Genomic DNA, 12,996 nt, shown 5'->3' on the forward strand with positions numbered 1-12,996 from the left:
GGTATGACCTGCTGTGGCTTGAACCACCCCGCCGCGCTTTGTATCCTGAAACTGCGTACGAACTGACGGTGAGCAGCAAAGTCTTTCAGACAAGGTCTTTTAGACTCTGCGGTCCGGCCAAGCATGCGACAGCTTCGCCTTCTGCTCCAAAATATAACGGATTCTCCCCCATATGGACTATGCGCCTTCCGCTCTGGCCCCTGCGGCCGAGACGCACGCTTTTCAGGTTCTGCTCGAAGACGGCGCCACAGCCAGCATACGCGTTTATGGAACGGGTCCACGGATCATCTGCAGCCATGGCAATGGCCTCGCCATCGATGCTTTTCAAAGCTTCTGGCGTCTCTTCACGGATGACTACGAGACCGTGGTGTTCGACTTTCGTCATCACGGCCGCAGCAGTCCGTATCGCCAGCCCATCCCGCATGTCTGGCCGCAGCTTATCCGCGACTATGAGGCGATCATGCAAGGGATCACGCGCGAACTCGGTGCGGCGCCGAGCCTCGGTGCATTTCATTCGATGAGCGCACTGACGACCCTGCTGCATGCCGCCGAATATCAGACGCCATGGATCGGCATCGTCGGCTTCGAGCCGCCGGCAACGCCGCCAGCGAGCTATCCGGAGTTCCAGAGTTTCCGCACGGAAAATGACAGGCTCGCCGGACGCGCCGCGCAGCGTCGCACCACCTTTCCGAAAGTGGAGGAGCTATTCGATTCCTATCGCCGCAGCTCGGCATTTGCCGGCGTCGACGATGCCGGACTGCAAGCACTCGCCGCATCCACGCTGCGCTGGAACGACGACAGGCAGCTCTATGAACTCGCCTGCGCCAGGGAATTCGAGGCCAGCATCTTCACCATGCAGGATCTCCCGGGCGCCTGGGAGCGGATGTGCAGCGTCAGGCTGCCGGTGCTGCTCGTCGCCGGCGAACCGAAGACAAGAACCAGCCCGTTCGTCGACATGGAACGTGCCTTCGCGCGCGATGGCGGCTTCGCCTTCACCACCGTGCCCGACGCCTCGCATTTCATGCAGATGGAAAAGCCGGCCGAATGCGCCGCGATCGTCCGTGCCTTCCACGCGGGCCTGACCTGACCGCTCGGGAGTAACGCCGGGCTGCCATGCCGGCCACGCAACCGGCTGGCAATCCGCCCCAGCCATGCCCACATGGCAAGGGCGATGGGAGCCGTTTCATGACCGCACTTTCGATCCTCGACCTCGTCCGCGTTACCCAAGACACCGATGCGCGCGGCGCGCTGGACAATTCCCGCGATCTCGCCGGTCATGCAGAGCGCTGGGGCTATCAGCGCTTCTGGGTTGCCGAACATCACAACATGATCGGCATCGCCAGCGCCGCAACCTCGGTGGTGATCGGCCATATCGCGGCGGGGACCAAGACCATTCGCGTCGGTGCCGGCGGCATCATGCTGCCGAACCATGCCCCCATCGTCATCGCCGAACAGTTCGGCACACTGGCGCGGCTGTTTCCCGGCCGTATCGATCTCGGCCTCGGCCGCGCACCCGGCACCGACCAGATGACCATGCGGGCGCTGCGCCGCTCGCTGCAGAATTCAGACAATTTCCCGCAGGACATCCAGGAGCTGCAGGCCTATTTCGCTCCGGCCGGCCCGAACCAGCGCCTGCAGGCGGTGCCTGCCGCGGGCACCGACGTGCCGCTATGGATCCTCGGCTCCTCGACCTATGGCGCGCAGCTCGCCGCGGCGCTCGGCCTGCCCTACGCTTTCGCCTCGCATTTCGCGCCCGACCAGTTGCTGCAGGCCCTGCAGATCTATCACCAGCACTTCGAAGCCTCCGAACAGTCGGCGAAGCCGCATGCGATGGTCGGCGTCAACATTATCGCCGCCGACACCGATGCCGAAGCCAAGCGGTTGTGGACCACGCAGCAGATGTCGTTCACCAACATGTTCCGCGGCACCCGCGGGCTGAGCGCGCCGCCGATCGACGATATCGAGACCTACTGGGCGCCGGCCGAGAAGATGCAGGCCATGGGCATGCTGCGGCGTTCGATCATCGGCTCGATGGAGACGGTGCGCGCCGGCATCGCCGCGCTGGTCGAGGAGACCGGCGCGGATGAGTTGATGATCGTCTCGGACGTCTACGACCACGCCACGCGGCTCAAGTCCTATGAGATGATTGCCGACGCCGCTGCGGGTCTCAACAAGACACCCGCTGAAGCGGCCTGCTGAGACGCTTCAGAAATTGATGGTGGTGCGGACGCCGAATACCGCGGCGTCCTTGATGCGCTTTGTCTGCGTGGCATCGTTGGGATCGACGGCGCCGCCGGCGGGATGCATCACATATTGAAACACCGGCTGCACCGCGACACCCGGCGCGACCGCAGCGAGATAGGTCACTTCCAGTACGGCTTCGAAATCGCGAATGGGCGTCGCGATGCCGGTGAAAAGCTGCACGTCACGATCGAGCCCGCGCGCGCCATCCGAAATGCGCGCATAAGTCATCGCGATTCCGAACCTGTCATCCGGCCGCTCTGCCGAGAAACCCGACACCTGAATGCCGCCATCGAGATAGAAGCTGATCAAATTACGATCGGACGGGCTGATCGACGTGCGTGCAAAGAAGCCGATGCCCTTGTCCGGGCCGAGTGCACTGAAAGCGAGCCGCTGTTCGTAAACGGCGAAAACGCCGCGATTGCCGCGCCGCATCAGCGGCTCGCCGGTGCCGGCCGGATCGGCCTGCGACAGGCCCTGTGCGGTCCAGCGCTCGTCATCGAATTCGGCCAGATGCACCCAGCCGCCGCCGGTGATTGACCCCGGCAACTCCGACGGGCCGAGCTTGTAGGCATATTTCAGTTGCCCGATGATCCACGGCGGATCGTTGACGCGAAATGCAAGACCATGCGCGTTGGCGATCTGCGGATCATTCGGACCGGGCGCTGCCGCACTGCCATTGAACACCGCCAGATAGGCCGTGAACGCATCCGACAGACTGGCCTTGAAACGAACGCCCGGCACGGCGAGTGGCGGCGAGGGTCCGCCCGCCGGCAGGATCACGCCGGTAATGCCGGGCCAGCCCAGCGCCGAATTGACGAAGATATCGTCATACTTGCTGTCGATGAACTCGATATCGGATGGCTGCTGACCGACCTTCACCAGCAGTCTGCCGCCGAACAGCGCCTGTTCGATCCAGAATTCATAGAGCCGCGTCGCCGGCAGCGCTTCTATGCCGCTCACCAGCATCAGATTGCCGATATAGTCGCGCGACAGGCCAGGTCCGTGGATCTGATAGACATTGGCGTGAAAGGTCGCGCCGCTCCAGCCAACCGCCTTGTCGAGATCGACATCGACGCCAAAATCGAAACGCCCTTCATAGATGGCGCCGCGCCGGATGCCGCCGGAGGCATTGCCGAGCGCCTCGCCGATATAGGTGGCTGACAGTGCAACACCCCATTCGGCGAGCCGGTCATTGATCGGCTTCAGGCCGCTATCGCGCCAATCGCCGGCATGAGCCGATGACAGCGAGACCGTGCCACAGGCGACAAGGCCGGCGAGCGCCATCATCGCACGGGCCATCCAGCACGGAAACACACCAACCATGATAGCTACCTGATGATCTTGAGGCGCTTCATCACGGCATAGGCCGATGCTGACGAAATCAATATCAGTGCGCCCGCCCAGAGAAATCCGGTTTCGACATCGGTCAGCGGCAGTCCCTTGGTGTTCATACCGAAGATGCCGGTGACGAGCGTCGGCGGCAGCAGAAGCGCGGTAAGCACTGAAAGAACGCGAAGGCTTTCATTGCCGCGTTCCTCGATCTGCAGATGCAGCTCTTCCTGCAACAGCCGGCTGCGCTCGCGCATCTCGACGACGTTGTGATCCAGCCCGTCGAGGCGCTGCGCCAGCTTGCCGGCACGCAGTTGCAGAGACGGTTTCAACTCACGCTGACCTTTGGCCTCAAGCCGCTGAAACACGATCCGCAGCCCGGAGAGCTGCCGATGCAGCCGCACGCAGGTCCGGCGCAGACGGCCGAGCTTCTGCAACATGTCACGGGAGTCGCCGGAGACCACCTGCTCCTCGATCTCGTCGAGCGATATCGCCAAACTGTCGGCGACGCCGTCCATGGTGTCGGCAACATTCTCCACGATCGTCTCAAGCAGCACGGCCATGCTGTCGACCCGCTGGCCCTGCTCAAGCGAACGGCGCGTGGCATCAACGGCACACAGCGCGTGATGCCGGCCGCTGATCAGCAAGCGCTCGGTCATCACGAAGCGCAGATAACCAGTGTCTTCGGTCGCCTCGTCGATATCGCGCAACAGGTCCGAGATCACGCCATAGATACTGTCATCGGTGGCATGGAGCTGCTGATAGGTGTCCTTGGACAGCAACAAGGCACGGGCCTGCTCCGGCGCATGCAATGAGATCTGCGCCAGCCATTGCAGCGCGCGCGCGTCAGTCAGGTTGAAATGCAGCCAGAGCAGCCCGCCGTGGACGAGATCGATGCCGGCATCGACCGGCAATGGCTCCGGCTTGCCGTCGGAATGGATGCGGAAGGCCCAGACCAGACCCGGAATCGGATCGGACACGCCTGGTATGGACGTCACCTCTGCAGATGTGACCGGCACTTCAAGCTGCATCGGACACCCACCGTTTTTCACGCCACGCAATACGCATGCGCCACCAAAAAGATAAAATATCTGCCTGCGGCTCTCCGACTGTGTTAGTCCGCCGCAGGCACTTAATGACACCCTTGTTACAGGGATATGTCAGCCGAGATGAGATGATGATCCGATTAGAAAAATCGGACCATCATCTCATCTCTTTGTTTTGAGCATGATCTTTCGGAAAACCGGTTTCCACTTTTCCGGATCATGCTCTATTCGGCGGCTTCTGCGAGTGTATCGCTCTGCTTGTTGTAGTCATGGACGACACGGCCATAAGGCAAAGTCAGGTCGGCCAGGAAATGATGCGCACCGATCACGCGACGCACCGGAAAGTCGGCGACCGGCGCGTTGACATGCGGGATCAGATGCAGACGGCCGGGGCCGAACCATGAGCCCTTCACGGTGATATCAGTCAGGTTGATCGCCACCAGCTGACAGACTTCCGCGCTGCCATCGACGCCGGGGATCAGCTTGAGATTGATCTGGGTCTTGGACAGCGTGGCGAGCGTCGCTTCGCCATTGCCCGCCATGGCGCCGTGCTTGTAGGCCATCGTGCCCATGGCCACCTGCTGCCCGGCATATTCCAGCGTGCCGGTCAGCGTGTCCTTGACCACTTCAAGTTTCGGATGGGCGTATTTCTTCGGGAAGCCCCAGATCTCGCGCCCGGCAGCGATCGGCGGATCATCGTCCAGATACATCTGCGAGACGAAGTTGACGTCCTCGCCTTTGAAGCGTGCGGGGATCACGAGGCCGGTCTCGGTGTAACTGCCGAAGCCTGAACTATCCGGCATCTTGATCCACTCATAATGCACGATCGGCTGCTCGATCGGCTCGAGCGGCTCGGGCAGACCCATCCTGATCAGGTCCGGATCGGTCTCATAAGTGATGACGAGGAATTCGCGATTGATGAAGCGATAGGGACCGGCGGGATAGCTTGGGCCGGCCATCGGCATCGACGGCAAACGGAGGATGTCTTCCTGGCGCATCGGAAACTCCTTGGGTGTGAAATCGCTGGTTTAAACTCAGTGCGCGGTCCACCCGCCATCGACCGGCAGCGTGATGCCGGTGATCGAACGGGCGTGGTCGGTGCAGAGGAAATTGACGACCGAGGACAATTCTTCAACGGTCACGAAACGTTTGGTCGGCTGGGCGGCGAGCAGCACGTCCGAGATCACCTGCTGCTCGGTGATGCCGCGCGCCTTGGCCTGCTCCGGGATCTGCTTCTCCACCAGCGGTGTCATCACATAGCCCGGGCATACTGCATTCACGGTGATGCCGTGTTCGGCGACTTCCAGCGCCGCCGTCTTGGTCAGGCCGGCGATGCCGTGCTTGGCCGCGACATAGGCCGACTTGAACGGCGAGGCGACCAGCGCATGGGCCGAGGCAATGTTGACAATGCGGCCCCAGGACTTCGCCTTCATGTGGGGAATAGCGAGACGCGTGGTGTGAAACGCACTCGACAGGTTGATCGCCACGATCGCATCCCATTTCTCGATCGGGAATTCCTCGAGCGGCGCGACATATTGAATGCCGGCATTATTGACCAGGATATCGACGCCACCGAATTCCTGCTCGGCCTGTGCCATCATCGCCGCGATGTCATTGCCGTGGGCCATGTTGGCGCCGCTATAGAGCACCCGGACCTGATGGCTGTCGGCAAGCTCGCTGCGGACGGCCTCGATCTCATTGGCGTCGCCGAAGCCGTTGAGCACGATATTGACGCCGCTGGCCGCAAGGCCGCGCGCGATGCCAAGGCCGATGCCGCTGGTGGAGCCGGTGATGATGGCGGACTTTCCAGACAGCATGCGCGCAACCCTTCGTAAGCAAACGTTAATATCTGCTTCTTTGCTAGCGATCCTGTTTGACGGCGGTATGAGGAATTTCCTTCAGCCGCGTGACGCGCTTCATGGACTGACGCGCATTCATCGAATTTGCTATTTGTCACAACGCCGTCACTGCTCATCTAAATTCTGCCGCCAACTTCATGTGATCGTTGAGGAGAACACCCAGATGGATGCGCGGACACCCGATTCAGACATGACGGCCGAGACCGGCTGGCGCCCCGACCGCTGCGATCGTGTAGCACTGGTGCTGCAGGGCGGCGGCGCCCTCGGCGCCTATCAAGCCGGCGTGTATCAGGCGCTACATGAGCAAGGCATGGAGCCGGACTGGGTGTGCGGTGTATCGATCGGCGCTATCAATTCGGCGATCATCGCCGGCAATCCGCCGGAAGACCGGCTGGAGAAGCTGCAGATCTTCTGGGACCGCATCACCGCCCGCAAGGTCTGGCACTACACACCGGACGGCGACGTCTATCGCAAGGCCCGCAATCTCGCGAGCTCCTTCATGACCACGACCCTCGGCCAGCCGGGCTTCTTCAAGCCGCACGAGGTCAATCCGTGGTTCAGCCCGGCCGGTGCGAAGACGGCGACAAGCTATTACGACACCTCGCCGCTGCGCGACACGCTGCTCGAACTGGTCGACTTCGATCTCATCAACTCCCGCAAGACGCATTTCGCCGTCGGCGCGGTCAATGTCATCACCGGCAACTTCCTGTATTTCGACAACAAGAAGGAAGTGATTGCTCCCGAACACGTGATGGCATCAGGCGCACTGCCGCCAGCTTTGCCGATGGTGAAGATCGGCACCGATCATTTCTGGGACGGCGGCATCGTCTCCAACACGCCGCTGCAGCACCTGCTCGACCAGGAAGACAGGATGAACTCGCTCGTCTTCCAGGTTGATCTGTTCAGTGCCCGCGGCGTGCTGCCGCGCGATATCCAGGAAGTTCTGGCCCGGCACAAGGACATCGTCTATTCGTCCCGCACCCGCCACAACACTGACATCTACCGGCGCATGAACAATCTGAAGTCGGAGCTCTACAAGGTCTTGCAGCGCATTCCCGACGACCAGCTCAGCGACGAGGAGCGCGCGCGGCGCGACAGCCTGTCGGATCTGCCGGAGATCACCATCCTGCAGATGATCTATCAGCAGAAGGCCTATGAGGGCGATTCCAAGGACCACGAATTCTCGGCCACCTCGATGCGCGAACACTGGCAGAGCGGCCTCGACGATACCCGCCGCACATTGAAGCGCCGCGACTGGCTGGCGCTGCCGGAGCAAGGCAAGGGCATCGTGGTCCACGACGTGCATCGCGAGAGCAGTTCGTAGAGGCAGCAGCGCTTCTCACAAAAGCTCAGCGCCGGCCCCTCCCCGTCATTGCGAGGAGCTCTTGCGACGAAGCAATCCAATCCTCGCTTTTTGCTTCTGGATTGCTTCGCTGCGCTCGCAATGACGGCGAAGGGTACTTACCCCACAAGAAAAAGCCCGCGCATTAACGGCGCGGGCCTCTCTTTCGACCGTGCAAAAAAGCGATGCCGCTACGTTTCCGCAGCGGCCTCGTCCGTTCTCAGAACAACTGGCTGAACAGCACGTAGAGCGAGGCCGAGAGCATGATGGCGCAGGGCAGCGTCAGCACCCAGGCCATCAGCAGGTTGCGGATGGTGGCCATCTGCAGGCCCGAACCGTTCGCCGCCATGGTGCCGGCGACGCCGGACGACAGCACGTGGGTGGTCGAGACCGGCAGACCGAACACGTCGGCCGCGCCGATGGTGGCCGCAGCCACGAGTTCGGCCGAAGCGCCCTGTGCATAGGTCAGATGCGTCTTGCCGATCTTCTCACCGACGGTGACGACGATGCGCTTCCAGCCCACCATGGTGCCCAAACCGAGCGCGATCGCCACGGCGATCTTCACCCAATCCGGGATGAACTTGGTCGCGGCATCGAGCGAGCCTTTATAGGCATTGAGCGTCGCCACATCTTCCTTGTTGAGGTCGTTTTCCTTGTCCTTCATCAGGAAGCGGATGGCTTCCGATGCGAGATACATGTCGTTACGGGTGTTGCCGACAGATTCCGCGGGCACCTTGTCGAGCGTGCCGTAGCTGCGAACCTGATCGCCGACCTGCTGCACGAGAACGGCGAGCGACGGATAGGTGCCTTCGCTGATCTTGCGCTGCGAGACATAGGTGGTCACCGCCGGACGGGGATCACCGATGATGCTGTGGCCGGCGCCCTTGGCTGCGATCACCTTGGCGGCCGCGATGGAGTTGACCTGGAACTGGGCGACACGGGATTCCGGCAATGCGCGGTTGAGCGCATAGGCGGTCGGTACGGTGCCGATCAGCACCAGCATGATCAGGCCCATGCCCTTCTGACCGTCATTCGAACCATGTGCGAAGGACACGCCGGTGCAGGTCGCGATCAGGATGCCGCGGATCCACAACGGCGGCGCCTTGTTGCCGTCCGGTGCTGCGTACAAAGCCGGGTTACGCACGAGGAATTTCAGCACCAGCAGCAGGATGGCGGCGCAGGCAAAGCCGAACAGCGGCGACAGCAGCAGCGCATAGCCGATTTCGGTGGCCTTGCCCCAATCCACGCCCGAGGTACCGTCACGGCCGCGCATCAGCGCATTGGCGATACCGACGCCGATGATCGAACCGATCAGCGTATGCGACGAGGACGCCGGCAGGCCGAGATACCAGGTGCCGAGATTCCAGATGATCGCTGCGATCAGCAGCGCGAACACCATGGCAAAGCCGGCGCCGCTGGAGACCTGCAGGATCAATTCCACCGGCAGCAGCGAAACGATGCCGAAAGCCACCGCGCCCGTGGAGAACAGCACGCCGAGGAAGTTGAAGAAGCCCGACCACATCACGGCGAATTCCGCCGGCAACGAGTGGGTGTAGATCACCGTGGCCACCGCATTGGCGGTGTCATGGAAGCCGTTGACGAATTCGAAGCCGAGCGCGATCAGCAGCGCCACGAACAGCAAGAGGTAAGGCAGGTAGCTGGTAACGCGGGTGCCGGTGGCATTGACGTCCACATAGATGCTGTAGGCGACGAACAGGAGGCCGGCGGCCAGGATCCCGAAAAACAGGATCATCGTCAGCGGGTTAAAACCCTTGTCGAGATTGGGCCGCGACGCCGGCTCAACAGCCGCGCCTCCGGAAATGGATTGATTGGCAGTGAAATCGGTCATGAAACGCCCCCGTTACAGGTTAAGAGGCGTTAATCTCTGCACCACAGATGCGAAGCCCGGATGACAGGCGCGACAATTTGTCTGTTACGGGTTGTGACAGTCATGCGTCGCCGACAGGCCGGCATGTGACAGGGCTCAGATCGCTGAGGCGACCTTTTCAAGTCCGATCATGCGCGCCAGTGCACGGACTTCGCGCTTCTGATCCTCACGCAACTGGAACAACAACGGCATCGCAGCAGACTTGAGCTGCTGCACCTCGTCGCTGTCGGGATCGATCGGCGGAGCGCCTGCCGACGAACTGGCCTGCTTGGTCTCGTGGATCCTGCGCGCCACGTTGCGCAGCGCCGCCTCGACGCCGGGCCAGTAGGATTCCTGCGACGCGGTCAGATTGAGCCGGCTCTTGATCGCCGAAATCTGCGCATCGCTAAGCAGCGTATAGGTCTTCTGCACCGGCTTGGCAGCGGCCTTGGGCTTGGCGGTCGGCTGCGGCACCACGATCGGGGCAAGCACCGTCGAACCGGGCACTTCGATCGGACTGTCGGATGCAAAGGCCTGGCGCAACGGACTGCCGTCGACGCTCGGGACCTGCTGCGGATCGAGCGACGCCATCATGGCGCCGGCCAATGGCAACTTGTCTTTCTTGCCTTGCGTATTGGAAACCGGTCCGCGCGACACCGCGACCGAATTTTGCGCGGCACTGTCGTCATATGACAGCGACAGCGATGGGATGCTATCGCGACCGAGGATGCTCGCAACAGCCACGCCGGTCAGCAACAGGCAGCCCAGCACAAGAAGGGTCAGCGCACGCGTCAAGCCAGTCTCCGAAATTCAGGACCACCAGAGGTACCTGTCCTCACAAATGGAGATTAATTATGGCCTAACCATACCAGAACGGTGCGATAATACTCAGAGACGTTCAGGCGGCGTTGGCGAGAACATAGGCTTCCTGGATATCGCTCACGATATCGGAGGCTTCCCACAGCGCATCCGGGGCGACCGATTGCATGCTGATAGTCCAGTTCGCGCCCTTTCCGGCGCGGGGCGTACTGACGATGTCGAACTGCACCTCGCGGCACAGCGGATGACGGCCGAAAGCTGCGGCCACGCGTGCCTTGATCTCCTCGATCGTAGCCGGCGTCTTCGCGAAATAGGCTTCGATATCCATGATGGCCCCTGAATCGGTTGATTCCCGATCGGGGCATTGTTGGTTCCACAGGATTTAATGAATGGTTAATTTTGCTGCGCCGCTGGCAGATTGATACCACCCCGGCCGGAGTGGGCTCAGCCCAGCAGCTGATCTAGCCGGTCCCGGAGCTGATCCTGATGGTACGGCTTGGCAAGCCGCGGCAGATCGAGCTGAGCGCCTTCGGGCAAATCCGCATAGCCGGTAGCGAGCAGGACCGGCAGCGACGGCCGCATTTCGCGGGAATAAGCCGCAAGCTCGATGCCCGTCATGCCGGGCATCATGTGATCGGTCATCATCAGATCGAGCGGCTCGTCGCTTTTCAGAATCTCCAGCGCATGCCGCCCCGAAGTCGCGGGGATCACGCGATGGCCGAGATCCTCCAGCATCTCCGTCGTCGACATCGCGATGAGGGGATCGTCATCGACAAACAGGATCACGGCAGAGCGCGCGGCGTGGCGCATGACATGGGCCGTATCGGCGGCCTCCGGCTTCCTGTCGGTGACCGGCAGCACGAGGGTCGCCGTCGTTCCCTTGCCGACGACGCTCGAGAGATCGAGCGTGCCGCCGAGCTGTACGGCCAGACCGTGCACCATGGACAGACCGAGACCAGTCCCCTTGCCAACCGGCTTGGTCGAGAAGAACGGCTCGATCGCCTTCTTCAGCGTCTCCGGCGACATGCCGGCGCCATTGTCGATAATCGATACCTTGAGATAGTCGCCGGGCTTCAGAATCGGGTCGCCCTTGCCGACCCTATGCTTCTTCACCTTGATATCGATGGAGCCGCCGTCCTGCATGGCGTCGCGCGCATTGATCGCGAGATTAAGGATGGCGAGTTCGAGCTGATTGGGATCGATCTGCGCCCGCGGCAGATCGTCGGGAATATCGAGACGCAGCGCCACGCGCGGCCCGAGCGAGCGCTCAAGCAGATCACTCATGCCGCGGACCAACGCACCGAGATCGACGGCCACCGCTTTCAGATCCTGCTGCCGCGCGAAGGCCAGCAGCCGCTGCGTCAGCGAGGCGCCGCGCTCGGCGCCCTGCATGGCGCCATCGACCAGTCGTTTCAGGCGCGGATCATCCGGCATCCGCTTGCGCAGCAGATCGAGATTGCCCATCACCGCCATCAGCAGATTGTTGAAGTCATGCGCGACGCCGCCGGTGAGCTGGCCGATGGTCTCCATCTTCTGCGCCTGGCGCAGTTGGTCCTGCGCCTTCTCGCGCGCCGCAACTTCCTTCATCAGGTCGTTGCTGCGTTCCTCGACGCGCTGTTCGAGCGTCGCCGTAAGCTCGGCAAGCGCAGACCGCTCCGCCGTCAACTGCTCCAGCAAGTTGTCGCGATCGATATCGGCAGACTTTCGCGCCGTGATATCGACGGAGACGCCGACCAGCGTTTTCGGCTTGCCGTCAGACCCACGAACCATGCGCGCACGCGTCTCGACCCAATGCACCGAGCCGTCCGGCCAGATATTGCGGTATTCGACATTGTAATCCGCGCCGGCCATCAGCGTCGCATCGAGCGCCTGCTGGCGTTGCTCGCGATCATCGGGATGAACCGCGGCCTGCAACTCGCTAAACGTGAATGATTGATCCGGCCGGCGGCCGAAGCATGCCTTGGTCGTGTCCGAGACCTCAAGCCGAAGCTCGGGCAGATGCAGTTCGAGCGTGCCGAGCCGTCCCGCATCGAGCGCCGTCTGCAGCAGCCCCTGACTGTCGCCGAGATCTTCGAGAATGGCACGCGTCTGATATTGACGCCGGCGCGCGCGGACGGCCGAACCGACGATCGAAATCAATGTGGTAGGGTGAAACGGGCGCTCGATGAACGTCACATTGCCGAGTAACTGTCCGAGCCGCGCGGCATCCGGATTGCGCTCGGGACCCCCACCCTGCCGCGTCAGGAGGATGATCGGGAAATCGGACCACGACGGTTGATCGTGGAGCCAGTTGCCGAGACCGCGCAGATCGACGGTCTTGATCGCCTCGTCAGCAATGACAGCCACGCCGGCGCCGCCCTTGATCTCGTCGAGCAGCGCCGGAAAATCCGCGCAGGGTTGCGCGTAAAAACCGGCCTCGCGGATCAATGCCGCAGCCACTGCAGAATCGCGCCCTGTGGGAGCAAGGATGACAGCGCGCTCGGAGGAACG

11 protein-coding genes are annotated in these 12,996 nt (G+C 62.1%); 3 read left to right on the top strand and 8 right to left on the bottom strand.

Annotated features, from left to right (window positions below):
• The first annotated feature begins 172 nt into the window (after positions 1-172).
• Both AB8B20_RS17320 and AB8B20_RS17325 read left to right on the top strand, forming a co-directional pair.
• Positions 173-1,087 carry an alpha/beta fold hydrolase gene (locus tag AB8B20_RS17320; RefSeq protein WP_439074513.1) on the top strand — a complete coding sequence of 305 codons (915 nt, stop codon included), beginning with the start codon at positions 173-175 and terminating at the stop codon, positions 1,085-1,087.
• A gap of 98 nt (positions 1,088-1,185) precedes the next feature.
• Positions 1,186-2,199, top strand: coding sequence for an LLM class flavin-dependent oxidoreductase (locus tag AB8B20_RS17325; RefSeq protein ID WP_439074512.1), 1,014 nt, complete (start codon positions 1,186-1,188; stop codon positions 2,197-2,199).
• 6 nt (positions 2,200-2,205) lie between these two features.
• Here AB8B20_RS17325 and AB8B20_RS17330 read toward each other — a convergent pair whose 3' ends face one another.
• From AB8B20_RS17330 to AB8B20_RS17345, 4 genes are all read right to left on the bottom strand, one after another.
• Complete coding sequence (locus AB8B20_RS17330) at positions 2,206-3,567, bottom strand: carbohydrate porin (protein WP_439074511.1); 1,362 nt, start codon at positions 3,565-3,567, stop codon at positions 2,206-2,208.
• Between the two features lie 5 nt (positions 3,568-3,572).
• Entirely contained in the window at positions 3,573-4,604 is a 1,032-nt protein-coding gene (locus AB8B20_RS17335) for a transporter (protein WP_439074510.1), read from the bottom strand.
• A 239-nt stretch (positions 4,605-4,843) separates the two neighbouring features.
• The gene (locus AB8B20_RS17340; protein WP_115032796.1) at positions 4,844-5,617 is read right to left on the bottom strand and encodes an acetoacetate decarboxylase; all 774 of its coding nucleotides are present in this window, start codon (positions 5,615-5,617) and stop codon (positions 4,844-4,846) included.
• Between the two features lie 36 nt (positions 5,618-5,653).
• Positions 5,654-6,436, bottom strand: coding sequence for a 3-hydroxybutyrate dehydrogenase (locus AB8B20_RS17345; RefSeq protein WP_439074509.1), 783 nt, complete (start codon positions 6,434-6,436; stop codon positions 5,654-5,656).
• Between the two features lie 205 nt (positions 6,437-6,641).
• On the opposite strand from AB8B20_RS17345, the gene AB8B20_RS17350 reads away from it, so the two are divergent.
• The gene (locus AB8B20_RS17350) at positions 6,642-7,802 is read left to right on the top strand and encodes a patatin-like phospholipase family protein (protein WP_184512141.1); all 1,161 of its coding nucleotides are present in this window, start codon (positions 6,642-6,644) and stop codon (positions 7,800-7,802) included.
• A 238-nt stretch (positions 7,803-8,040) separates the two neighbouring features.
• Here AB8B20_RS17350 and AB8B20_RS17355 read toward each other — a convergent pair whose 3' ends face one another.
• From AB8B20_RS17355 to AB8B20_RS17370, 4 genes are all read right to left on the bottom strand, one after another.
• Positions 8,041-9,669, bottom strand: a complete 1,629-nt coding sequence (locus AB8B20_RS17355) for an inorganic phosphate transporter (RefSeq protein ID WP_089267659.1) — start codon at positions 9,667-9,669, stop codon at positions 8,041-8,043.
• A 135-nt stretch (positions 9,670-9,804) separates the two neighbouring features.
• A complete protein-coding gene (locus tag AB8B20_RS17360) occupies positions 9,805-10,482 on the bottom strand; it encodes a hypothetical protein (protein ID WP_439074508.1) in 678 nt (225 codons plus the stop codon).
• 103 nt (positions 10,483-10,585) lie between these two features.
• Positions 10,586-10,834, bottom strand: coding sequence for a hypothetical protein (locus tag AB8B20_RS17365; protein WP_068729285.1), 249 nt, complete (start codon positions 10,832-10,834; stop codon positions 10,586-10,588).
• 116 nt (positions 10,835-10,950) lie between these two features.
• A complete protein-coding gene (locus AB8B20_RS17370; RefSeq protein ID WP_439074507.1) occupies positions 10,951-12,945 on the bottom strand; it encodes an ATP-binding protein in 1,995 nt (664 codons plus the stop codon).
• Positions 12,946-12,996: the final 51 nt, after the last annotated feature.

Source organism: Tardiphaga sp. 866_E4_N1_4, from assembly GCF_052076075.1.
Taxonomy (GTDB): Bacteria; Pseudomonadota; Alphaproteobacteria; order Rhizobiales; family Xanthobacteraceae; genus Tardiphaga; species Tardiphaga robiniae.